General features: G+C 71.0%; 22 protein-coding genes. 13 read left to right on the forward strand and 9 right to left on the reverse strand.

Annotation, left to right across the window (positions count from 1 at the left end):
* Positions 1 to 91 precede the first annotated feature (91 nt).
* Both ACFYX0_RS37755 and ACFYX0_RS37760 read right to left on the reverse strand, forming a co-directional pair.
* Positions 92 to 1,186 (reverse strand): glutamate--cysteine ligase, encoded by a 1,095-nt coding sequence (locus ACFYX0_RS37755; protein WP_388977792.1) that lies wholly within the window; start codon positions 1,184 to 1,186, stop codon positions 92 to 94.
* Between the two features lie 262 nt (positions 1,187 to 1,448).
* Entirely contained in the window at positions 1,449 to 1,670 is a 222-nt protein-coding gene (locus ACFYX0_RS37760; RefSeq protein WP_388977794.1) for a hypothetical protein, read from the reverse strand.
* Between the two features lie 470 nt (positions 1,671 to 2,140).
* Here ACFYX0_RS37760 and ACFYX0_RS37765 point away from each other — a divergent pair, with 470 nt between their 5' ends.
* Genes ACFYX0_RS37765 through ACFYX0_RS37775 form a run of 3 tightly spaced genes read left to right on the forward strand, consistent with a single transcriptional unit; the run spans position 2,141 to position 5,156 of the window.
* The gene (locus tag ACFYX0_RS37765) at positions 2,141 to 2,743 is read left to right on the forward strand and encodes a toxin-antitoxin system, toxin component (protein ID WP_388977796.1); all 603 of its coding nucleotides are present in this window, start codon (positions 2,141 to 2,143) and stop codon (positions 2,741 to 2,743) included.
* 3 nt (positions 2,744 to 2,746) lie between these two features.
* Positions 2,747 to 3,910: an MAB_1171c family putative transporter gene (locus tag ACFYX0_RS37770; protein WP_388977798.1), complete on the forward strand. Its 1,164-nt coding sequence runs from the start codon at positions 2,747 to 2,749 to the stop codon at positions 3,908 to 3,910.
* A 52-nt stretch (positions 3,911 to 3,962) separates the two neighbouring features.
* Entirely contained in the window at positions 3,963 to 5,156 is a 1,194-nt protein-coding gene (locus ACFYX0_RS37775; RefSeq protein ID WP_388977800.1) for a DUF6545 domain-containing protein, read from the forward strand.
* 27 nt (positions 5,157 to 5,183) lie between these two features.
* Here the strand turns inward: ACFYX0_RS37775 and ACFYX0_RS37780 are convergent, their stop codons facing one another.
* The 5 genes from ACFYX0_RS37780 to ACFYX0_RS37800 all read right to left on the reverse strand — a co-directional run bounded on the left by ACFYX0_RS37780 (position 5,184) and on the right by ACFYX0_RS37800 (position 10,148).
* Positions 5,184 to 6,602 (reverse strand): FAD-dependent oxidoreductase, encoded by a 1,419-nt coding sequence (locus ACFYX0_RS37780; protein ID WP_388977803.1) that lies wholly within the window; start codon positions 6,600 to 6,602, stop codon positions 5,184 to 5,186.
* A gap of 54 nt (positions 6,603 to 6,656) precedes the next feature.
* The gene (locus ACFYX0_RS37785; protein WP_388977805.1) at positions 6,657 to 7,619 is read right to left on the reverse strand and encodes a polyprenyl synthetase family protein; all 963 of its coding nucleotides are present in this window, start codon (positions 7,617 to 7,619) and stop codon (positions 6,657 to 6,659) included.
* A 109-nt stretch (positions 7,620 to 7,728) separates the two neighbouring features.
* Positions 7,729 to 8,904 carry an MAB_1171c family putative transporter gene (locus ACFYX0_RS37790; protein ID WP_388977808.1) on the reverse strand — a complete coding sequence of 392 codons (1,176 nt, stop codon included), beginning with the start codon at positions 8,902 to 8,904 and terminating at the stop codon, positions 7,729 to 7,731.
* A gap of 21 nt (positions 8,905 to 8,925) precedes the next feature.
* The gene (locus ACFYX0_RS37795; RefSeq protein ID WP_311694320.1) at positions 8,926 to 9,459 is read right to left on the reverse strand and encodes a toxin-antitoxin system, toxin component; all 534 of its coding nucleotides are present in this window, start codon (positions 9,457 to 9,459) and stop codon (positions 8,926 to 8,928) included.
* Between the two features lie 32 nt (positions 9,460 to 9,491).
* A complete protein-coding gene (locus ACFYX0_RS37800; protein WP_355910922.1) occupies positions 9,492 to 10,148 on the reverse strand; it encodes a helix-turn-helix transcriptional regulator in 657 nt (218 codons plus the stop codon).
* A 222-nt stretch (positions 10,149 to 10,370) separates the two neighbouring features.
* Here ACFYX0_RS37800 and ACFYX0_RS37805 point away from each other — a divergent pair, with 222 nt between their 5' ends.
* Complete coding sequence (locus ACFYX0_RS37805) at positions 10,371 to 11,039, forward strand: hypothetical protein (protein ID WP_388977810.1); 669 nt, start codon at positions 10,371 to 10,373, stop codon at positions 11,037 to 11,039.
* Positions 11,040 to 11,112: 73 nt separating this feature from the next.
* Here ACFYX0_RS37805 and ACFYX0_RS37810 read toward each other — a convergent pair whose 3' ends face one another.
* The gene (locus tag ACFYX0_RS37810) at positions 11,113 to 11,868 is read right to left on the reverse strand and encodes a cache domain-containing protein (protein ID WP_355910916.1); all 756 of its coding nucleotides are present in this window, start codon (positions 11,866 to 11,868) and stop codon (positions 11,113 to 11,115) included.
* A gap of 137 nt (positions 11,869 to 12,005) precedes the next feature.
* Positions 12,006 to 12,752: a FadR/GntR family transcriptional regulator gene (locus ACFYX0_RS37815; RefSeq protein ID WP_388977813.1), complete on the reverse strand. Its 747-nt coding sequence runs from the start codon at positions 12,750 to 12,752 to the stop codon at positions 12,006 to 12,008.
* 114 nt (positions 12,753 to 12,866) lie between these two features.
* On the opposite strand from ACFYX0_RS37815, the gene ACFYX0_RS37820 reads away from it, so the two are divergent.
* The 9 genes from ACFYX0_RS37820 (at position 12,867) to ACFYX0_RS37860 (ending at position 22,993) form a co-directional block, all read left to right on the forward strand.
* On the forward strand, positions 12,867 to 13,904 hold the full coding sequence (locus ACFYX0_RS37820) for an ABC transporter ATP-binding protein (protein ID WP_388977816.1): 1,038 nt from the start codon (positions 12,867 to 12,869) through the stop codon (positions 13,902 to 13,904).
* A 28-nt stretch (positions 13,905 to 13,932) separates the two neighbouring features.
* A complete protein-coding gene (locus tag ACFYX0_RS37825; protein ID WP_388977819.1) occupies positions 13,933 to 15,147 on the forward strand; it encodes an ABC transporter substrate-binding protein in 1,215 nt (404 codons plus the stop codon).
* Between the two features lie 10 nt (positions 15,148 to 15,157).
* Positions 15,158 to 16,048 carry an ABC transporter permease gene (locus ACFYX0_RS37830; protein WP_311694117.1) on the forward strand — a complete coding sequence of 297 codons (891 nt, stop codon included), beginning with the start codon at positions 15,158 to 15,160 and terminating at the stop codon, positions 16,046 to 16,048.
* A 31-nt stretch (positions 16,049 to 16,079) separates the two neighbouring features.
* Positions 16,080 to 16,895 (forward strand): ABC transporter permease, encoded by an 816-nt coding sequence (locus ACFYX0_RS37835; RefSeq protein ID WP_388977822.1) that lies wholly within the window; start codon positions 16,080 to 16,082, stop codon positions 16,893 to 16,895.
* A gap of 161 nt (positions 16,896 to 17,056) precedes the next feature.
* Positions 17,057 to 18,055 (forward strand): LacI family DNA-binding transcriptional regulator, encoded by a 999-nt coding sequence (locus ACFYX0_RS37840; RefSeq protein ID WP_355910900.1) that lies wholly within the window; start codon positions 17,057 to 17,059, stop codon positions 18,053 to 18,055.
* Between the two features lie 110 nt (positions 18,056 to 18,165).
* Positions 18,166 to 19,512, forward strand: coding sequence for an ABC transporter substrate-binding protein (locus ACFYX0_RS37845; protein ID WP_388977826.1), 1,347 nt, complete (start codon positions 18,166 to 18,168; stop codon positions 19,510 to 19,512).
* 5 nt (positions 19,513 to 19,517) lie between these two features.
* The gene (locus ACFYX0_RS37850) at positions 19,518 to 20,471 is read left to right on the forward strand and encodes a carbohydrate ABC transporter permease (RefSeq protein ID WP_388977829.1); all 954 of its coding nucleotides are present in this window, start codon (positions 19,518 to 19,520) and stop codon (positions 20,469 to 20,471) included.
* Positions 20,468 to 21,343, forward strand: a complete 876-nt coding sequence (locus tag ACFYX0_RS37855; RefSeq protein ID WP_388977832.1) for a carbohydrate ABC transporter permease — start codon at positions 20,468 to 20,470, stop codon at positions 21,341 to 21,343. The genes ACFYX0_RS37850 and ACFYX0_RS37855 overlap by 4 nt, the downstream gene beginning before the upstream one ends.
* Positions 21,344 to 21,382: 39 nt before the next feature.
* Positions 21,383 to 22,993, forward strand: a complete 1,611-nt coding sequence (locus ACFYX0_RS37860; RefSeq protein ID WP_388977835.1) for a glycoside hydrolase family 13 protein — start codon at positions 21,383 to 21,385, stop codon at positions 22,991 to 22,993.
* The last annotated feature ends 76 nt before the right edge of the window (positions 22,994 to 23,069 follow it).

The raw sequence follows: 23,069 nt of genomic DNA on the forward strand, positions 1-23,069 counted from the left end.
GCACATGGACGATCAACCCAGCCACCGCATAGACCGAGGGGCCACCCGGCCCACGGCCGGGCAGCCCCTCAGCAAGATCTTCATGAGTCTTCTAGGCCGCGACCACGGCGTCGACGATCATGCGGGTGACGCCGTCGAGGCCTCCTTCGGCCAGCGCCCTGCGCTGAAGCTCCGCGCCCGTGCCCCGTTCCAGCAGACGGTGCACCAGCGAGGTCACCTCCCGGGTGTCTCCGTACGCCTCCAGCGCGGGGCCGACATGCTCCAGCAGCCCCTGCACCACCTCGTCGGCGGGACGGCGCCGGCCGCGCAGGTCGATCAGGTCCCCGCTCAGCCCGTGGCGGGCGGCCTGCCACATCGCCGCCCGTACGAACTCGCCCTCGTCCCGGGGCGCCGTGCCGCCCGCCGCGGCGTCGCGCATGGCGGTGTCGGCGAGGGCGCGCATCAGGCCCGCGAACATCACGGCGTCGTCCGCGAACAGCTGGACGTCCAGGCAGCGGATCTCCACCGTGGGGTAGTTGTCGGACAGCCGGGCCTGCCAGTACAGCTGACCGGTGTCGCTGATCACGCCGGTCGACAGCAGTCGCCCCACACGCCGGTCGTAGTCCGCCTCGTCGGCGAAGTACGGCGGCACGCCGCTGACCGGCCAGCGGTCGAAGACGATGGTGCGCCAGCTGGCGAACCCGGTGTCGTGCCCCTCCCACAGCGGGGAGTTCGCCGACATGGCCGTCAGTGTCGGCAGCCACACCCGCAGGCGGTTGAGCACCTCGACGCCCATGTGGCGGTCGGGCACGGCGACATGCACATGCATGCCGTTGACCATCTGCTCGGCCACCAGCTGAGGGGCCTGCCGCTGCATCTCCCGGTAGCGGGCCTTGTCGGTGACGGGCACGGGCAGCCCCTCCGCCGGTGGCGGCGTCCCGCCGGCCATGACCCGGCAGCCGCAGGCCCGCGCCGCCCCCGCCGCCGCGTGCCGCAGACGCCGTAGATGCCCGTCGACCTCTTCCAGCGTGGCGCACACCGGGGTGGCCACCTCGATCTGCGCCTGCAGCAGCTCCGCCTGGATCTCCGCGTCGGCGACGTAGGGCGCCAGTCCGGCGGCAGCCCGCACCTTCGCTCCCCGCGCCGCCAGCCGGCCCGTGACCGGATCGATCAGCAGGTACTCCTCTTCCACACCGACCGTCGTCATCGCCGACCTCTCCCTCGCCCCTCGTGCCCGCGCACCAGGGCGCGGAGGACGGGCCCGCAGCGCTCCGGGCGTGCGACACGCCCGTCACCGGGCCGCCCCGTCTGCCCGAGGGTGCGCAGAACAAGTTCCGCGAGCGGACCGGATCAAACCGGGCCGCGTGGCGGCGGCGCAGCGGCTTCGCGCCGGGTGTGGCCACGACGGATCCGGCGGACCGGTCCCACGGTCCCGATGACGGCCCGGGAGGAGTCCCGCGCGAGCCCGCTCAGGGACACCACTGCCCGCACAGGCGGAAGAACTCCTCCTCGGTGCCCGTGAGCCCCGCCTCCGCCAGGGCCCGGTCCGCCTCGGCCAGGGCGGCGGCCGGGACCACGGGTGGTCGGCGTGGATCCGGTGGCCCGTCGAACGCCGCTCGTACGGTGTGGAGGAGGCGCAGATAGGCCTGCACGGCGGCGCGTTGGCGGTCGGTCAGTACGGCGGTCTGCATCGGTTGCTCTCCCCGGTTCGGCCGCGCGGCCCGGCAGGGCGTGCGGCGGTACATGCACGGTGCACGCCCCTCGTCCGCGGCCGGTCGCCGCGCCCAGCGGTGGCGCACCCCCAGCTTGCCGCCCGCCACTGACAATCCCGGTGCCGATGCCACGGGTTCGCCCGCTCAGCGGAGTCGAAACCTTCCCGGAAACCCGTGCGTCGCGCAGCGCTAACTCCTCCGCACAGGACGCGGAATGCGGACGAGAGGAGTCAACACGCCACGGCGGGACGGGGAGACAGAACGCGGTTTGTCCGGCATGCTCGCCGTTGTCCCTGTGCCTCTGTGCCAGAGGTCGGTTGAGGACCACGGAGAAGTGACTACTGTGGCGATCCGGATGTTCCACGGGCCGTGCCGACCGGCCACCGTCCCGTCGCGGGCGGGCGCCGGGCGGCATCGGACACCGACGTCGAAGAACGGGGAGTGACGACGTGAAGACCAGGCGCGAGAAGAGGATGAAAGAACTCAGCGCCGAACTGCTCACCCGGCTCGGTCAGGCCGCGCCGGGTGACGACGACGAGATATTCGCGGCGCTCGGCGGCATCCTCACCGGTCTGCGCGGTCGTCCGGTGGTGCTGAAGCGGACCACCTTTCCGCCGGGCACCGCGAGCGGACTCTGGCTCGACCTGGAGGACATGGACATTGTCGCCGTCCGGGACGACACGACCAACAGCGAGCACGAGCACGTCATCCTGGGCCATGAGATCTGGCACATGTTCGAGGGGCACTGCGGGGCCCACATCCCGGCGGGCCGCGCCGCCGCGCGGGCCCACAGCTTCCACGCCGGCGCCGTGGACGACGTGGTCAGCCGGCTCCTCGCCTCCCGGGACACGCGGCTCGGCGGGCTCGGCGAACCCCAGCTCGGCGTCGCCGCCCGCACCCGCTTCGACGACCGGCACGAGGCGGAGGCCGAGATGTTCGGTCTGCGGCTGGGCACGGACCTGCGCACCTTCCGCAGGACCCATTGGCGCGCCGACCTGGGCCAGGTGGCCGGACGGATCGAGGACTCGCTGGGCAGAGGTCTCTGGGTCTGAGTCGTGGACGGTCGGATCTACTACCTGACGGCCCTGCTCCTGTGGAGCGGCCTCGCCATCAGGATCCCCAGACTGCTGCACAGGCGGCGCGACCCCGCGCTGGTGTCGCTGTGCGCGGTCGTGCTGTCGGCCGGGATCTCCTTCACCCTGTCCGCTCCCGCCAGCGTCGCGGCCGTCAACCATCTGACGGGGGTCCCGAACATCGCGGCGCCGCTGGTCTACACCGTGGTGACCGCGTTCAGCGCCGCCTGCCTCGTCGTCATCGTCTACTGGCGCGGGGGCGAGCCGGAGCACGTACGCCGGGTGGCCCGCCGTTGGCTGACCGGCTACGCCGTCGTCATCGTCGCCCTGTGGGTGCTGTTCGCGGTGGGCGACGCACCCGTGGAACGCCGGACCGACCTGGACACCTACTACGCCACCACCCCCGGCCTCGCCGAGATGATCACCCTGTATCTGCTGGCGCATCTGGTCGCGGCGTTCACCACCACGACGCTGTGCTGGCGCTGGTCCCGGAAGGTGACCGGCTGGACCCGCAAGGGCCTGACGGTCCTCGTGCTGGGCTGGCTGCTCAACGGTGTCTTCGGGATGGTCAAACTGGCCGCCGTGGCGGGCCGTTGGACCGGGCGGCACTGGGACGGCCTGAGCACCGACCTCGCCCCCGGGGTCGCCGCCGTCGCGGCCGCCCTCGTCACCGTCGGCTACGCCCTGCCGCTGGTGGGCCCGCGCATCGAGAGCGTCGCCGCCTACGCCCGGCTGCGACCGCTGTTCAAACTCCTGGTCGACCCCGCCGACAAGCGGTACTGGGTGCCGCTGTCCTGGCGGTCGCTGGGCGACATCGACCTCCGACTCACCCAGCGGGAGACCGGCATCCGCGACGGCATCACCCGCCTGGAACCCCGCTTCGACGACCGAGTCCGAGAACGCGCCTACCACCGGGCGGTCTCGTCCGGGGCGAGCGCCCCGGAGGCCGAGGCGATCGGCGCCGCCGCCATGGTGGTCGCCGCCACCCGGTCCTGCACGCCGGACGACCCCTCGCCCGGCGCATACGGTCCCACCGCACTCGACGGCACCCTGGGCGACCTCGTCCGGGTCTCCCAGGCCGTCCACACCCTCATCGTCACCGACACGCTGCACGCGGACGGCAGGCCGGAGAGCCGCCAGACATGAACTTACGCACCCAGGCGTCCCCCTGTCAGACACCCCCGGGGGCCGCCGCGCCATGAAGGCCAACCTCGGTTTCTACATCGCCGGCGGGCTGCTGCTCCTGGCCTGCCTGCTCAAGTTACCCGCGCTGATCCGTGCCCGTGGCCGGGACTGGCTGCTGTCCTCGATCTGCGCCCTGCTCCTGGTCGGATCCGGGGTCCTGTTCACCTCGGCCCCCCAGACGATCATCCTGGTCAACCGGACCACCGGGGTGTCCAACTTCTCCGCCCCGCTGGTCTACTGCGCGCTCACCGGTTTCTCCGCGGCCTCGGTCGTGCTCGTCCTGAACTGGCGCGGCGGCTCGGACAAGGGCCACACCCGGCGCCTGTCCCAGTGGATCATCGCGCTGTATCTGCTCGTGTGGGTACTGATCATCACCCTGTACGTGCTCGGCGACGCCCCCGTGGAGCGGCGCACCGACTTCGACGTGTACTACTCCGGCACGCCCTACATCCGCGAGATGATCCTGCTGTACCTCCTCGCCCACGGTCTGGCCTCCTACGTGTGCAGCCGTCTGTGCTGGCGCTGGTCGCGCGATGTGCACGGCACCATGCGGATCGGCCTGCGCGCCCTCGCCCTCGGCTATCTGATGCACTACGCGGGCTACGACGGGGCCAAACTCGTGGCGATCGGCGCCCGTTGGACAGGGCACGACTGGGACTTCCTGGCCACCGGTGTCGCGCCCAGCATGGGCCAGCCCAGCGCCCTGCTCGTCGCGGTCGGCTTCATCCTCCCGCTCGTCAGGCGCCGCAGCGAGGACGCCGTACGGTACTGGCAGCTCGGCCCGCTCGCCCGGACGCTGAGCGCGGTCCCCGGCGCGCCCGGCCTCACCCAGCTGCCTCTGCCCTGGTGGACGCCCGACTTCCAACTACGGCTGACGCAGCGGCAGACCTACATCTCCGACCGCATCGTGGCGTGCCGGACCTGCTTCGACCGCCGGACGTGGAACGAGGCGCACGCCGCCGCCCTCGACCGGGGAGCGGTCGCACAGGTCGCCGACATCATCGCCGAGGCGGCGATGATCGCCGTCGCCGTCGACCGGTACCGGGTCGTCGGCGACGAGCCCTCGACCGGAGGGGAGCCCGCCGGTCCGTTCTTCCCGCCGCCGACGACCGGCGACCTCGCCCGGCTCTCCCGCGCCCTGCGGACCCGCGTCGTCAAGGACGTCCGCCGAGGCCGCCGGGTCCGCCCCGAACAGGCCCCGACGTGACCCCGGGAGCCGCCCCGACGGGGGCGGTCAGTCCTCCTCGCCGAGCGGCGCCGGATCCAGCGCCGCCTTGCGCTCCCGCTCGGTCAGCGGCGGGCCGTCGAGGAGCGGCTTCTTCCGGCCGAACCACACCAGGGCGAGCATGTCGGGCATCAGCAGCCGGGCCGGGGACGCCTCCATGCTCATCACGTCCAGGAGGATCCGCAGCGCCCGCGGGTTGCGCGCTCCGGCGTCGACGGCCCGGTCCACGAAGGCGGCGAGCGTCGTCTCCAGCCGGGTCGGCGGCTGGTCACTGGCACCCGGGTAGAACACGTCCTGGCCCACGGCCAGGCTCCAGGCGTTCTCGACGGGACGCGCCGCGGCCTTCTGGATGCGCCGGGCCGTCCCGGGAGCGGTGAGGTGCTGCCTCTCCAGCACACCGCGCAGGGCGAGCACACTCAGCGCCGAGGCGCTCAGCCCATGGCCGTAGACCGGGTTGTAGCCCGCCATGGCGTCGCCGAGCACGGCGAAGCCCTCCGGCCAGCGGGCCGCCTTCTCGTAGTAGCGCCGCTTGTTGGCGGTGCTCCGGGTGGTGACGACGTCCGTGAGGGGTTCGGCGTCGGCGAGCAGCTCGCTGATGACGGGGTGGGGCAGAGTGCGGGCGAAGTCCAGGAACGCCTCGTTGTCCGCGGTGGGCTGCCCGCCGCGGGTTCCGGCGAGGGTCACGAGCCAGCGCCCGCCCTCGATGGGCAGGATGATGCCGCCGCGGCCGGGGGCCTGCCAGGGGTCGGCCTGGACGTTGACGATGGGATAGCCGTCGGCGGTGCGTCCGGGGGCACGGTAGAGGCGGCTGGCGTAGGCGAGGCCCGTGTCGACGGTGCGCTCGGCGACCGCCGGGAGGCCCAGTTCCCGCAGCCACACGGGAGCCCGGCCGGCCCGTCCACTGGCGTCGACGACCAGGTCGGCGGTGAGGGTGCTCGTCGCGTCCGCCGACCGTACGCGTACCCCGCTGACGCGGTCCGCGCCGCCCTCCAGGGCGAGCGCCTCGGTCCCCGGCCGCAGGGTGATCCGGGGATCCTCGAGGACCCGCTCCCGTACGACGGCGTCGAGCAGATCACGGCTGCACAGCAGATTGACATGGCGGCTGTGGGTGAACCGGCGGAACCACTGGCCCGAGGGGGCCTTGGACACCAGGTCGGTCATGATGTGCGCCTTGCGGGCGCCACGCGCGACGAGCCGGTCGACCACGCCGGGCAGGAGCTCCTCCAGGGCCTTCACCCCGCCCGACCACAGGATGTGGGCGTGACGGGCCTGCGGAAGCCCCTTGCGGGGGGCAGGGCCGTCCGGCAGCAGGTCGCGTTCGACGACCGTGACATCGGCGTGCCCGGCGAGCACCGACGCGGCGAGCATGCCCGTCATGCCCCCGCCGATGACCACCGCGGTGCGGCGGGGGGCAATTCCGTCAGACATGGCCTGGCACTCTTTCTGTCGCGGGGCGGAACATTGGGGGTGGGCGGCGGTCGGTCACGGGCGCAGTCGGGACGTCTGGTCGACGAGCCCGCGCAGGACGGACACATGGGCCTCGTCGCCGCCGAGTTCGTCCAGGAGACGGTACGCCGTGTCTCGGAACTCCCCGAGGTCCTTCTCGCAGTAGGCGAGGGCGGACGGGCCGAGGAGGAGGGCGGCGAGATCCGACCGGGCCTCGTCTGACGTACGCGCGCCGGCGTGCAGGGCCAGGATCCGCTGCCGCTCGCCGGGCGACGCCTCCTCCAGGGCGCAGGCCAGCGCGTAGGTCACAGTGCCGTTCAGCAGGTCCTCGTGGCGGCCCGAGGCGAGGTCCTCGTAGTCGTTGAAGATCTGCCACAGAATGCCGAAGACATCACCGAACTCCCGCCACAGGCGGATCCGTTCGGTCCGCGCCCCGGACAGGATCGCGGCCATCGCCGTGATCATCGCGAAGGGGGCGCCGGACTTTCCCCGGTAGGCCGCGAGGACCGTGCCCCGGCCGGCCTCGCCGGTGTTCTTGCGCATGTCGTCCATCTGCCCCTCGGCGGCCGTCATCCCGCACTCCAGCAGTTCCGCCGTCAACGCGGGCCGGACGGCGGCCGGGACCGCGGGCGACTCCAGGACCTGGAGCGGCAGCAGATGGCCGGTGACGATGGCCGCCAGCAGCGCCTCGTGCAGGCCGAGGCCGGCCGGAAGGGCGGCGCCCTGTCCGTCGGCCAGGTCGTCGAGGTAGCAGGCCGACGTCCACCACAGGACGTGTACGGCCGACAGCGGCAGGGCCGGTTCGGCAGAACCGGTCTCCGCGCCGTGCACCAGCAGCGGCAGCACCGACAGCGGGTACTTCATCGGCTGATGCCGCAGCAGTCGGTCGACCGCGTCACGGACGGCGGGCGCGGACTTGCCCGCCCGGGCGAGCGAGTCCGCGAGCTCCGCCTCGATACCGGCGGAGAACTCGCGGTGCAGATCCAGGTACGTCTTCAAAAGGCACCCCCATGCGCCTGCGGTCGGCGTGATGCGTGCTCTCCGGGGAGAGCGGGCCCGGTCTGGGGCCGGGCACGGCTGATGCGTTCTCGGCCTGTCGGCCCGTCGGTCATGTGAGCCGCACTCCGGCCGTACCGCGTACGGCCGCGACGACCGGTGATCTGCGCAGCGCGAGGGACATGCGGACGAGGTCCCGCGGGCCGTCGTGGGGCCCGTCGGGGGCCTCCGCCGCGCTGATGACGCGGCCCTCCGGGTCTTTGGCCCGGGCCCGCACCGCCGCCGTCACCATCGCCGCGTCGGCCTCCGCCCGGGCCTGGGCCGGGTCGGAACCGGCCGCCACGGCGGCGTCGTAGGCGTGTGCGCGCAGATCGGGATCGAAGTAGGGGTACAGGCTCAGCATGCTGTCGTGGATGTCGGACTCCCGCTGAGTGACCTGCAGTTCCGCCGACGACCACCAGGCGAGGCGCCCCTCGCGGCCGGTGTGGGCGGACACCGGCCGCAGCTCGCGCCACAGCGGTCCCAGCCGGCGATAGGTGGACCAGGTGGTCCACTGGTCCCCGACACGCTGGCAGGCGAGCGGCAGACAGAAGCCCACGGCGCTGATCTGGCCGCCGATCGAGGCGAGCGCGGGTGCGGCATAGGTGCTGAGGTCGTCGAGGTTCCCGCCGCTCCAGCGGGCGATCACGGCCGTGAACTTGGTGACCAGATAGGCCATGTTGAACATGTAGCCGGTCACGATGATCACGAGCCCGGCCCGGAGCCAGCCGTGGACCTGCAGAGCCCAGCGCCAGCACAGCACGGTCATCGCGAGGCTCGCCACGGTCATCGCCGCGAGATAGAGCACGATCATCTCGCGGATGTACGGCGTGAGGGCGTAGTAGGTGTCGAAGTCCCGCAGCCGCTCAACTGGTGTGTAGCCCAGGGCGAACAGCACGATCAGGGCGAGGATCACCACGCCGTATCCCGCGGTGATCCGGCGGGTGAGGCTGCGGGTGGCGGCGGGCGGCCCGCCCCGCCAGTTGACGACGAGCACCAGACAGGCCGCGCTGAACGCGCTCAGCAGGGCGTACACCAGCGGGGCGGAGACATTGGTGATGCCGGTGAGGTCGTTGACCTTCACGATGGTCGGCGGCGCGGCGAAGAAGAACACCGCACCCGCCAGGGCGAGCAGCGCGCACACGGAGCGCAGCAGCGGGTCGCGCCAGGAGCGCACCAGCGCCGGTGCCTTGAAGGCGAAGGCGACCGCCATCGCGGTGGCGGGTATGTAGTAGCTCGAACCGTCCATCGTGTCGGTGTCCCGCGCGCCTCAGCGGACCTGAGGTCCGCGGTAGCCGAGCGAGGCCTCGATCCGGCCCGCCAGGTCGTCCCGCTGGACGGGGCCGCGCAGCGAGGAGCCCGCCAGCCAGGTACGGCACTTGCTGGCCAGTAGCAGGCCGAAGCTCTCCGCCTCCTGCTCGTCGGCGAGGTCGAAGTGCGTACGCGCGGCGACCTTGTGGACGGTCGCCTGGAGATCGGTGGTGTCGCTCAGCAGGCGTGCCGCGACCGTGGCCCCCTCCACGGCGTGGCCCTGGTGGCCGGCGTTCATGTGCCACAGTTCGTGGCCGAGAATCACCAACTGGTGGTCCGGCGCGGTGCGTTCCTCGACGACCACCAGGTCCTGGTCGGCCATGTCGAGCCAGAGGCCGCTGGCGGTGCCGGGCGGGAAGGCGGCCATGCGGAACTGGACGGGGCGGCCCCGGCGTCTGCTCATCCCCGCGCACAGCGCGGTGTACAGGTCGGCGGGTGCCGCCGGTGCCGGGAGCGCGAGCTCCGCCATCAACTCGCCGCACAGGCGGCGCATTTCCCTTCCGATGCCCACGGTTCTCCCCAGGATCAGGACTCGGGCCGCTTGACGCTCTCCAGGAGCATGTCCAGCCATTCCGCGACCTTGTCGCGGTGCTGGTCGGTGGGCAGCTGGGCCGCCCGCCAGGCGATGCCGCGGACGCCATGGTCCTGCAACAGCCGCTCCAGCGGGTCGTCGGCGGTGTCGGCCGCCGCGCGCTCGCGGTCCGCGAGCTGCTGGAGGAGTTCCTGTTCCTTGCGTTGGAGGGTGTTCGCGAGTGCCTCGGGGTCCTCGGCCGTGAGGAACCCGGCATGCACCCTGAAGAAGCGCTGAATGGCGTCGCAGTGCTCCATGGTGGGGCGCCGGTCGCCGTTGATGAGAGCGCCCGCCTGCTGGCGGGACATGCCCGCCCCGTCGGCGATCTCCTGCTGGGTGTACTTACGGCCGTTGGGCTTGAGCCGGGTGCGGCGCAGCAGGTCGAGCCGCTGCAGAAAACGCGCCTGAAGATCCGGCTCCCCGGCGGGCACCCCGCTCAGCAGGGCCTTCACCACCGGCTCCGGGACGCCGGAGGCGACCGACAGACGCGAGACGGCGAAGATCTCCTCGTGCGGCACCCCCACCCGGTCGGCGAGAGCGGTGACACGGGCCACGACGGCCGGCAGCAGACCCGTCGCCGTGGCGCCCGGAACCTCGAAGCCATCCGTCACCGACAGATCTCCTACGTCTCTTCTCACATCGTTCTCATGGTCGTCCGGAACCATCCGGAGATTAGCCGTTCTCTCGAACTCACATCCAGGTCTCGCCACAACTGTGGCGAGATTCGGCCGTCAACCGACGCCAAATGCCACGATAGTTGACACAGCTCGATCCGGCGCAGCAGGATCAGGGCGCCGCGTGCAGGCCGCAAGGGCAAGAGGGGTGACCTCCCGATGGCGTTTCAGGCAGGAGGGCAGCGGTCGCAGCCGCGGCCCGTCCCCGAGAGTCCGGAAGCAAGGGCGTACCTGCAGGACTACGCCATGCTCCTGGAGGCCGTCCCCTTTCCGTCCGTCGTCTTCGACCACCGCTGGGACGTCGTTCTCGCCAACTCCGCGTTCGAGGCCCTCTTCCGCGGGGTGGGACCGCATCCGACGGCCATGCCCGGTGACAACTTCCTGCGGTTCGTGCTGTTCCACCCGGACGCGGGCGCGGTCCTCGGCGAGCACGAGTCGCGTTGGTGTCTGCCGATGCTGGCGCACTTCGCGGCGGCGGTGGAGAGCCACGGTCACGACCATGGACTTCAGGCCATTCGCCGGGAGATCGCCCAGGACCCGATCATGGACGCCGCCTACCGGCAGGGCCTGCCGCACTGGATCCGCGCGGCCGGCCCGGGCGCCGTGGAGCACGACGGGGCGGTGCGCCCGCTGCTGCATCCCGACCCGCGCTGGGGCGGCGAGTGCCGGGTGGTGGGGGAGACACCCAAGACCCTTCAGGCCATGGGCTACTCGAAGCTGACGCTGGTGCTGCGCGAGGCGCGCCGCCCGGCGCCCGTCGTCCGGAGCCCGCGCCGCACCCGGCGTACGACGGGCCACCTCAGCGTGGTGCCCGCACCACCGGACTGAGACCCTCCTCAACGCCCCGGCTCCGTCGGTGTTCAGGTCACCGACGGCGCCGGGGCCCGCGGCGACCGCCGGCTCAGCCGGGCACGACGAGCACGAGCGGAATCCCGTCGCACGGGACCAGCCGCAGCCCCCGCCAGACCTCCGGCCGGGCGCCCTCCAGCACCGCGGCGAAGTCCGGCCCCTTGGTGAGTGATCCGGCCAGATGGGCCGGGTCGGCCGAGGCCGCCACCCGGCCCCGGGCGTTGACCAGATGCGCGGGCCCGGGCAGCCGGCGCAGCAGGGGGAGCACCGCCGCCTCGAAGTGCCGTAGGTAGACGTCGGCCGCGGCGACCCCGGCGAAGTGCCCCGCGAGGAGCACGGGCGCGGACAGGGTGAGGCTGTACTCGTCGGAGCAGAGGTAGTCCACATAGGGTCCGGCCACCGCCCGCCGCCCGGTGTCACGGGGCAGCGCGAACCAGTCCCAGTGCGTGTAGTCGGAGTACGCCGAGTGCGCCGGATCCAGGTCGGGCAGCAGGGGCCGTACGTCGCCGTCCGCGCCGGTCTGCCACCACTCCAGCCATGCCGGTACGTCGCTCAGCAGCCCGGGAGCCGCGACGAACCCGACACCGGACACCAACTCCTGCCGGGCCAGCCGGGCATGGAGCCCCGGGCGCAGCGCGGCCAGGTCCGCGGTCGCGGGCCGTAGGCCCCGTTCGGCCACCCGGGACAGCAGCGCCGCGGTGTCGGCGCGGGTCTCCGCGACGGCGTCGAACACCGCCTCCAGCGCGGACCGCACCCGGGCCGTCACCTGCGCTTCCGGCGGTGCCGCCAGACCGGTGCTCGTGATCATCAGCGCCCTCCCGCGCACACGACCGGATGCCGGCGCGTCCTTGGGGCTCCGTACAGAACGGGGGTCCGATCGGCTCGCGGTGTCTGGTGCGTACGTGCCGGATGTTGCGAGCCGGGCGCTTGTTCCGTTTGGAGCTCTTACAGGCCGAGGCGCAGCGCGATGAGCCGTGCCGTCGATTCCCGGACGCACCGCTCGGCCAGCTCCCTGGCCGAATCGTGCGCCCCATCCTGCACTGCGGAGATCACGGCGCGGAAACGGTCCGCCACCTCTTCGCGATAGGTGTCGTCTCCGAGGACGAGGCACAGCAGTGCGCCGACCTCCGTCTGGAGCCCGACCTGCTCCCGGGTGAGCCGGGCGGACTGGGCGGCCGCCGCCAGCTCCACATGGAACCTGCCGTAGACCCGGCTGCGCGCCGCGGGGTCCTCGGCGGCCGCGAACTCCTCCAACGTGCGCCGCAGCGGATGGAGGTCGTCCGGGCCGGTGCGCTGGGCGGCGAGCCGGGCGGCGGCGCCGGAGACGGCGGCCCACTGGTCGCCGAGATCGCGCAGCTCCTCCGTGCTCCAGCCGGCCAGCCGCAGCTTGATCCGGTCCTCGGCCGGGTCCTCGGGCAGCGAGACGAAGCTGCCGCCGCCGCGTCCCCGACGGGTGGTGACCAGGCCCTGCTGCCGCAGCGCCATGAGCGCCTCCCGCAGGGTCACGGTGGACACCCCGAGCTGTCCCGCCAGCTCGCTCTCGCCGGGCAGCTGCTCCCCGTCGGCGAGCAGCCCCAGTTCGATGGCGTCGCCGAGGCGGCGGACGACCGTCTCCACGCGTGCGCGGGTGTCCACGGGAGAGAAGACGGCTCTCCGGGCCCCGCCGCCCCAGTTGTGCTTCACGGCCACCACCTTGTGCGTTGACTCAACCTTTACCCTAAGGGGGTCTTGAGCTTTGAACTATGAGTTCATATCTTTTCGATCCAGAGCAAAGAACGGAAGAGTGCACCAGAAAGGTTCCCGTCCATGGAGGGAAGCGCGATCCGGCTGCGAGGGCTGCGGAAGGAGTTCGGTGACACGGCCGCGGTGGCCGGGGTCGACCTGGAGATAGCCGACGGGGAGTTCTTTTCTATGCTCGGCCCGTCCGGGTCCGGCAAGACCACCGTCCTGCGCATGATCGCGGGCTTCGAGAGCCCCACCTCCGGCGCCATAGAGCTGGCCGGCCAGGACGTCACCGGGCTGGCGCCCTTCGAGCGGGACGTGCACACCGTCTTCCAGGACTACGCGCTCTTCCCGCACATGACCGTCGAGCAGAACGTGGCCTACGGCCTCAAGGTCCGCAAGGTGCCCAAGGCCGAGCGGCTCACCCGGGCCCGCGAGGCGCTCGCCGGCGTACGTCTCGAAGCCTTCGGCAAGCGGCGGCCCGGACAGCTCTCCGGCGGCCAGCGGCAGCGGGTCGCACTCGCCCGCGCCCTCGTCGGCCGCCCCCGTCTGCTGCTCCTCGACGAGCCGCTCGGCGCCCTCGACCTCAAGCTGCGCGAGCAGATGCAGGTCGAACTCAAGGCGATCCAGCGGGAGGTGGGGATCACCTTCGTGTTCGTCACCCACGACCAGGAGGAGGCCCTGACGATGAGCGACCGCATCGCCGTCTTCAACCAGGGCCGTATCGAGCAGGTCGGCACGCCCGCCGAGATCTACGAGCGCCCCGCCACCGCCTTCGTCGCCTCCTTCGTCGGCACCTCGAACCTGCTCCAGGGCGAGGCGGCCGATCGGATCGTCGGCACCGCGGGTACGTACAGCATCAGGCCCGAGAAGATCCGGGTCCTGAAGGAGTCCGCCGACGCGGACGAGCCGGAGCACTCCACCGCCGTCGGCGCCGTCGCCGAAGTGGTCTACCTGGGAGACGCCACCCGCTTCCTCGTCGACCTCGACGCGGGCGGCCGGCTCACCGCGCTCCAGCAGAACCTGGAGACCTCCTCCGAGGACGTCGCCGCCTACCGCGGCACCCGGGTGCGGCTCCAGTGGCACCGCCGCCACGCCGTCCAGGTCCCGGACGCCCGCTGAACCACCGCACCAGCCCCCACCGTCACGTATGGAGAACGACGTGCGTCTCACCATCGGTACCCTGAAGGCCGCCGCCGCTGCCGCGGTGCTGCTCGCGGCCACCGCCTGCGGCTCGTCCGGTCCGGGCGGCTCCTCCTCGTCCACCGGCCTCAACCCGCCCGATCTGAAGGCGCAGACGAAGCTGGGCAAGTCCGAGGGGCAGGTCAACCTCGTCGCCTGGGCCGGCTATGTCGAGGACGGCTCCAACGACGCCAAGGTGAACTGGGTCAGCGACTTCGAGAAGCAGACCGGCTGCCAGGTGCACTCCAAGGTCGCGGCCAGCTCCGACGAGATGGTCAAGCTGATGAAGACCGGTGAGTACGACGCGGTCTCCGCCTCCGGCGACGCCTCCCTGCGCCTGATCGCCTCCGGCGACGCGGCACCGGTCAACACCGGCCTCGTGCCGAACTACAAGGACGTCTTCGCCGACCTGAAGCTCCAGCCCTGGAACTCGGTCAAGGGCAAGGCCTACGGCATCCCGCACGGCCGCGGCGCCAACCTGCTGATGTACAACACGGACAAGGTCAAGCCCGCGCCGACGTCCTGGTCCGCCGTCTTCGACGACGCGTCCAGGTACAAGGGCCACGTCACCGCGTACGACTCCCCGATCTACATCGCCGACGCGGCGCTCTATCTGAAGGCCACCAAGCCCGAACTGAAGATCAAGGACCCGTACGCGCTCGACCAGAAGCAGTTCGACGCGGCCGTCGACCTGCTGAAGAAGCAGAACGCGAACGTGGGCGAGTACTGGGGCGACTACCTCAAGGAGGTGTCCGCCTTCAAGAGCGGCGACTCCGTGGTCGGCACCACCTGGCAGGTCATCGCCAACCTCACGCAGAGCGAGGGCGCCAAGGTCAAGGCTTTCGTGCCCAAGGAGGGTTCGACCGGCTGGTCCGACACCTGGATGATCGCGGCCAAGGCCAAGCACCCCAACTGCGCCTACCAGTGGATGAACTGGATCATCTCGCCGAAGGTCAACGCCCAGGTCGCCGAGTACTTCGGCGAGGCGCCCTCCAACGCCAAGGCGTGCGAGGAGACCAGCGACAAGAACTTCTGCACCACCTACCACGCGGCCGACACGGCCTACTGGAAGAACATCGCCTTCTGGAACACCCCCATCGAGCAGTGCCTCGACGGCCGTACGGACGTCAAGTGCGTGCCGTACGCCAAGTGGGTCCAGGCCTGGACCGAGATCAAGGGCTGAGGACACGACCATGACCGCCACCCTGCCTGCCGTCGGACGGACCCCCGTCCGGCGGCTCGCCGGGCTGCTGCACCGCCGTCCGCGGCTGCGGCTGTCCCTGCTGCTGACCGCGCCCCTGCTGTGGCTGGCCGTGCTGTATCTCGGCTCGCTCGCCGTGCTGTTCGTCTCCGCCTTCTGGACGACGGACTCCTTCACCTCCGAGGTGGTGAAGGTCTGGTCCACGGACAACTTCCACGAGCTGCTGACCACGCCCGTCTTCCGCCAGGTGATCCTGCGCAGCATCGGCGTGGCCCTCGCGGTCACCGTCCTGTGCGCGCTGATCGCCTTCCCGCTGGCCTTCTACACCGCGCGCGTCGCCCGGCCCAGATGGCGGCCCCTGCTGGTGGTCGCCATCCTCACGCCGCTGTGGGCGAGTTACCTGGTGAAGGTGTACGCATGGCGGCTGATCCTGTCCGAGGGCGGCCTCGCCGACTGGATGCTGCGGCCGTTCGGACTGAGCGGACCCGGGTTCGGGCTCCCGGCGACCGTCATCACGCTGACCTACCTCTGGCTGCCGTACATGATCCTGCCGATCCACACGGCGTTCGAACAGCTCCCCACTGGCCTGCTGGACGCCTCCGCCGACCTGGGCGCGCGCCCCGGCCGCACCTTCCGCTCGGTGGTGCTGCCGATGGTGCTCCCGTCCGTGGCCGCCGGCTCGGTCTTCACCTTCTCGCTCAGCCTCGGTGACTACATCACCGTCCAGATCGTCGGCGGCAAGACCCAGTTGATCGGCAACCTCGTCTACTCCAACATCGAGCTCAACCTGCCCATGGCCGCCGCGCTGGGCACGGTTCCGGTGCTGGTGATCGTGCTGTACCTGCTGGCGATGCGCCGTACGGGCGCGCTCAGCAGCCTCTAGAACTCCGCAGCCTCCAGCAGGGGTACCCGTCATGCAACTGTCCCGCTCCGCGCGTATCGCGCTGCGCGTCGCCGCCGGCCTCGGCTTCGCGGTGATCTACGTCCCGCTCGCCCTCGTCCTGGTCAACTCCTTCAACCCGGACCGCAGCGCGAGCTGGCCGCCGCCCGGTTGGACCACCCACTGGTGGTCGGTGGCCTGGGAGAACGCGGGGGCCCGCAGCGCGCTGTGGGTCTCGGTGAAGGCGGGTCTCGGCGCCACGGCGATCGCGCTGGTGCTCGGCACGCTGATCGCGTTCGCGGTGTCCCGGCACCGCTTCTTCGGCCGCGACGCCATCTCCTTCGTGGTCGTCCTGCCGATCGCGCTGCCCGGCATCGTCACCGGCATCGCGCTCAACTCGGCGTTCAGCACGGTCCTGGCACCGCTCGGGGTCGGGCTCGGCCTGTTCACCGTGGTCGTCGGCCATGCCACCTTCTGCATCGTCGTGGTCTTCAACAACGTCGTCGCGCGACTGCGCCGCACCTCCGGCTCCTACGAGGAGGCGGCGATGGACCTGGGTGCCGACAGCTTCCGCGCCTTCGTGGACGTCACGTTCCCGCTGGTGCGCTCGGCGCTGTTCGCGGGCGCGCTGCTGTCCTTCGCGCTCTCCTTCGACGAGATCGTGGTCACGACGTTCACGGCCGGTCCCGGCATCGAGACCCTGCCGATCTGGATCTTCAACAACATGACCCGCCCTCAGCAGGCCCCGGTCGTGAACGTCGTGGCGGCGGTACTCGTCGTCCTGTCGGTGGTCCCGATCTACATCGCCCAGCGCCTGTCGGCGGACACCGCGACGGAGAGCAGGATCTGACGCCGACACGGGGCCGGATCAGCCGGCGACGGAGAGCGGGATCCATCGGAGGATCCGACGGGGAGCGGCGCCGGGAACCGGAGGCCGCTCCCCGTCGCCGTTCCGGTCCGGCTGAAACATCAATGCAAGCCACTTGCATTATTTGCGCTATTCTTGCGTCCATGACGCGACGACTTGCTGAGGTGGCGAAAAAGGTCGGGGTCAGTGAGGCCACGGTCAGCCGGGTGCTCAACGGCAAGCCCGGGGTCTCCGCGGCCACCCGGCAGGCGGTGCTCTCCGCGCTCGACGTCCTCGGCTACGAGCGGCCCACACAACTGCGCGGCGAGCGGGCGCGGCTCGTCGGGCTGGTCCTGCCCGAGCTGCAGAACCCCATCTTCCCCGCCTTCGCCGAGGTGATCGGCGGGGCGCTCGCCCAGCTGGGGCTGACCCCGGTGCTGTGCACCCAGACCAAGGGCGGGGTCTCCGAGGCCGACTATGTGGCGCTGCTGCTGCAACAGCAGGTCTCCGGGGTGGTCTTCGCCGGCGGGCTCTACGCACAGGCCGACGCCCCGCACGACCACTACCGGCTGCTCGCGGACCGCAACATCCCGGTGGTGCTGGTCAACGCGGCCATAGGACACCTCGGCTTCCCGGGCGTCTCCTGCGACGACGCCGTGGCCGTCGAGCAGGCCTGGCGCCACCTCGCCTCGCTGGGTCACGAGCGGATCGGCCTGGTCCTCGGCCCCAGCGACCATGTGCCGTCGGCCCGCAAGCTGGCGGCGGCGCGGGCGATCGCCGGGGAGTTGCCGGACGAGTTCGTCGCCCGGGCCATGTTCTCGATCGAGGGCGGTCACGCGGCGGCCGCCAAGCTCATCGACCGCGGGGTCACCGGGTTCATCTGCGCCAGCGATCCGCTGGCCCTCGGCGTCGTGCGGGCCGCCCGCCGCAAGGGACTCGACGTGCCCTCCCGGATCTCCGTCGTGGGCTATGACGACTCCGCCCTGATGAACTGCACCGAACCGCCGCTCACCACCGTCCGCCAGCCCATCGAGTCGATGGGGAAGGCCGTCGTCGAGCTGCTCAACGCCCAGATCGGCGGGAGGTCCGTACCGGCCGACGAGCTGCTCTTCGAGCCGGAGTTGGTGGTGCGCGGATCGACCGCGCAAGCGCCTCGTGGCTGAGATCCGCTCTGCTGTCGAATAATTACAGATCCAGCGCGACATCTTGCAAAGAGATGTCGGCGGTGCTTGAGTGTGCGGCGCCCACCGCTCCTGCCCAGAGGGGTCCACCGATGAGAAGCACCGGGTTCCGCCGTACCTTCGCCGCGATCGGCGTCTGCTCCCTCGCCCTCACCGCCGCCGCCTGCGGATCGAGCGACGACGCGGCGAGCGGCAAGACGCGCATCACGGTCAACTGCGAGCCGCCCAAGAGCGCCAAGGTCGACCGCCGGTTCTTCGAGGAGGACATCGCCTCCTTCGAGAAGCGGCACCAGGACATCGACGTCGTCGCCCATGACGCGTTCCCCTGCGAGGACCCCAAGACCTTCGACGCCAAGCTCGCCGGCGGCCAGATGGAGGACGTGTTCTACACGTACTTCACCGACGTCAAGCATGTCGTCGCCACCGGCCAGGCGGCCGATCTCACTCCGTATGTCAAGGAGTTGAAGAGCTACGGCACTCTCCAGCAGCAGCTGCGCGACATCTACACCGTCGACGGCAAGATCTACGGCATCCCGCGCACCGGCTACTCGATGGGCCTGATCTACAACAGGAAGCTCTTCCAACAGGCCGGCCTCGACCCCGACCGGCCGCCCACGACCTGGGAGGAACTCCGCACCGATGCCAGGAAGATCGCCGCGCTCGGCAACGGAACCGTGGGCTACGCCGACTACAGCGCCCAGAACCAGGGCGGCTGGCACTTCACGGCCGAGCTGTACGCGCAGGGCGGGGACGTGGTCTCCGCCGACGGCAGGAAGTCCACCGTGGACACCCCCGAAGCGCACGCCGTGCTGCAGAACCTGCACGACATGCGCTGGACCGACAACTCCATGGGCAGCAAGCAGCTCCTCGTCATCAACGACGTCCAGCAGATGATGGGCTCGGGAAAGCTCGGCATGTACCTCTCCGCCCCCGACAACATCCCGATCCTGGTCAAGGAGAAGGGCGGCAACTACGACGACCTCGCCATCGCTCCCATGCCCGGCGGCAAGGGCACGCTCATCGGGGGCGACGGCTACATGTTCAGCAAGAAGGACTCCCCGGCGCAGATCCGCGCGGGCCTGAAGTGGCTCGACCACATGTTCCTCACCCCGGGCAAGGGCTTCCTCGGCGACTACGCCCGCGCCAAGAAGAACGACGCACCCGTCGGACTGCCCGAGCCCCGGCTGTTCACCGGCGCCGCCGACGCCAAGGACCAGCAGGTGAAGAAGGCCAACGCCAATGTCCCGGTGAAGAACTACCAGTCCTTCCTCGACGGCAACCAGAGCCTGCAGATGAAGATCGAGCCGCCGAACGCCCAGCAGATCTACTCCGTCCTCGACGGCACGGTCTCCGCCGTACTGACCAAGAAGGACGCCGACATCGACCAGCTCCTCGAGGACGCCGGCGGAAAGATCGACGCCATTCTGGCCCGGAGCTGACGCTCATGACGCAGACCGCCGCACGGCGGCCCGCCGAGACGGTCGCCGTCCACCCGGTGCACGCGCCGCCCCCGTCGAGGGGCCGGGGGCGCCGCCTCGCCGACCAGGCACGCGCATACGGCTTCCTGCTCGGCGGCCTGCTCTGCTTCGCCCTGTTCTCCTGGTACCCCGCGATCCGCGCGGTCGTGATCGCCTTCCAGAAGTACACGCCCGGCTCCCCGCCCGAGTGGGTCGGCACCGCCAACTTCACCCGGGTGCTGCACGACCCGGAGTTCGCGGTCGCCTGGCGCAACACGCTCACCTTCACCCTGCTGGCGCTGCTGATCGGCTTCGCGGTCCCCTTCGTGCTGGCCCTCGTCCTGAACGAACTGCGCCACGCCCGGGCCTTCTTCCGGGTCGTGGTCTATCTGCCGGTGATGATCCCGCCGGTGGTCAGCGCCCTGCTGTGGAAGTGGTTCTACGACCCCGGGGCCGGCCTCGCCAACGAGACGCTGCGCTTTCTGCATCTGCCCACCTCCAACTGGACCAACGGCGCGGACACCGCCCTCGTCTCCCTGGTGCTCGTGGCGACCTGGGCCAACATGGGCGGCACCGTCCTGATCTACCTGGCCGCCCTCGCGTCCATCCCCGGCGAGCTGTACGAGGCCGCCGAACTGGACGGCGCGAACCTGCTCCAGCGCATACGGCATGTGACGATCCCGCAGACCAGGTTCGTCATCCTGATGCTGGTGCTCCTTCAGATCATCGCGACGATGCAGGTCTTCACGGAGCCGTTCGTGATCACCGGCGGCGGACCGGAGAGCGCCACGGTCACCGTGCTGTACCTGATCTACAAATACGCCTTCCTCTACAACGACTTCGGCGGCGCCTGCGCGCTGAGCGTCATGCTCCTCGTGCTGCTCGGCGTCTTCTCCGCCGGCTACCTCCGGCTCACCCGCTCCGGGGAGGAGGCCGTATGAGCACCCGGACCCTGATCTCGCCGGCCACGCTCGCCCGGCCCCGCGGCAAGGCCATCTACTGGACCGTTTTCACCGGCGTCGTCCTGCTCTTCGCGCTCGCCTTCCTCTTCCCGGTCTACTGGATGGTGACCGGCGCGATGAAGTCACCGGACGAGATCGCCCGGACCCCATCGGCACTGCTCCCGAAGCACTGGCACATCAGCGGTTACACCGACGCCTGGGACCTGATGCAACTGCCGCAGCACCTGTGGAACACGGTGGTGCAGGCGGCCGGCGCATGGGCGTTCCAACTGGTGTTCTGCACGGCCGCCGCCTACGCCCTGTCCAAGCTGAGACCCGCCTTCGGCAACGTGATCCTCGGCGGCATCCTCGCCACCCTGATGGTCCCGGCCCAGGCACTGGTCGTCCCCAAGTACCTGACTGCCGCCGACCTTCCGCTGATCCACACCAGCCTGCTCAACGACCCCCTCGGCATCTGGCTGCCGGCCGTCGCCAACGCCTTCAACCTGTATCTGCTGAAGCGGTTCTTCGACCAGCTGCCGCGCGACGTCCTGGAGGCCGCCGAGATCGACGGCGCGGGCCGGCTGCGCATCCTGTGGTCGGTCGTCCTCCCCATGTCCCGGCCGGTGCTCGGCGTGGTGTCGATCTTCGCTCTGGTCGCCGTCTGGCAGGACTTCCTGTGGCCCCTGATGATCTTCTCCGACACCGACAAGCAGCCGATCAGCGTGGCCCTGGTCCAGCTCTCGCAGAACATCCAGCTCACCGTGCTCGTCGCCGCGATGGTGATCGCCAGCATCCCGATGGTCGCGCTGTTCCTCGTCTTCCAGCGGCACGTCATCGCCGGGATCAGCGCGGGCAGCACCAAGGGCTGAACCGGCCCCTGGCACCCCCGAGACAGAAAGGCCCGCACCGTGGGACAGCCCACCCCTGCCCGCACCGCCCGGACCGACCGTGACTGGTGGCGTTCGGCCGTCATCTACCAGGTGTACGTGCGCAGCTTCGCGGACGGCGACGGCGACGGCACCGGGGACCTCGCGGGCGTCCGCGCGAGACTGCCGTATCTCGCCGAACTCGGCGTGGACGCACTGTGGTTCAACCCCTGGTACCTGTCGCCCATGAAGGACGGCGGCTACGACGTCGCCGACTACCGTGCCGTCGACCCGGGCTTCGGCGACCTCGCCGAGGCCGAGAAGCTCATCTCCGAGGCGCGTGGCCTGGGTATCCGCACGATCGTGGACATCGTGCCCAACCACGTCTCCGACCGGCACCCCTGGTTCCGGGCGGCCCTCGCCGCCGGACCGGGCAGTCCCGAGCGCGAACTGTTCCACTTCCGGCCCGGACGCGGACCCGACGGCGCGCTCCCGCCCAACGACTGGCCGTCCCAGTTCGTCGGCTCCCCCGAACCGGTGTGGACCCGGCTGCCCGACGGCGACTGGTACCTGCATCTGTTCACCCCCGAGCAGCCCGACCTCAACTGGGCCCACCCGGCCGTCCGCCAGGAGCACGAGGACATCCTGCGCTTCTGGTTCGAACGCGGCGTGGCCGGCGTCCGCATCGACTCGGCGGCCCTGCTCGCCAAGCACCCGGACCTGCCCGACCTGGCCACGCACCCCGAGCCGCACCCGTTCGTCGACCGCGACGAACTCCACGACATCTACCGCTCCTGGCGGGCCGTCGCCGACGCCTACGACGGTGTGTTCGTCGGCGAGGTCTGGCTCCCCGACCCGGAACGTTTCGCCCGCTACCTCCGCCCCGACGAACTCCACACCGCCTTCAACTTCTCCTTTCTGTCCTGCCCCTGGGACGCCGGGCGCCTGCGTGCCGCCATCGACAGCACCCTCGCCGAGCACGCCCCGGTCGGCGCCCCCGCCACCTGGGTGCTGTGCAACCACGACGTCACCCGCACGGTCACCCGCTACGGCCGCGAGGACACCGGGTTCGACTTCGCCGCCAAGGCCTTCGGCACCCCCAGCGACCTGGCCCTCGGCACCCGGCGCGCCCGCGCGGCCGCCCTGCTGTCACTGGCCCTGCCGGGTGCGGTCTACGTCTACCAGGGCGAGGAACTCGGCCTGCCCGAGGCCGACATCCCGCTCGACCGCATCCAGGACCCGATGTACTTCCGCTCCGGCGGCACCGACCCGGGCCGCGACGGCTGCCGGGTGCCGCTGCCGTGGACGGCCGGCGCACCCCACGCGGGATTCGGCGGAGAGCCCTGGCTGCCGCTGCCCGCGTACTGGCCGACGTACGCGGCGGACCTCCAGGCGGCCGACCCCGGCTCGATGCTCAGCCTCTACCGTGCGGCGATCCGGATCCGGCCGGTGTTCGGCGACGGCCCGCCGGCGTGGCTGCCCGCCCCCGAGGGCGTCCTCGCCTTCACCCGCGCCGAGGGCGTGATCTGCATGGTGAACCTCGCCGCCGCCCCCGCCGAACTGCCCGCCGCCTCCCGGCCTCTGCTGGCCAGCGGCCCCCTGGACGAACAGGGCCGCCTTCCCCAGGACACGGCGGTCTGGCTGCGCGCCTGACCGCCGTCCCGCACCGAGCTGTCCCACCACCCCCACCATGAAGGGATCAGCACATGCACGGGACCACCCGCACGGC

The organism is Streptomyces sp. NPDC002573 (assembly GCF_042889625.1).
Taxonomy (GTDB): domain Bacteria; phylum Actinomycetota; class Actinomycetes; order Streptomycetales; family Streptomycetaceae; genus Streptomyces; species Streptomyces gibsoniae.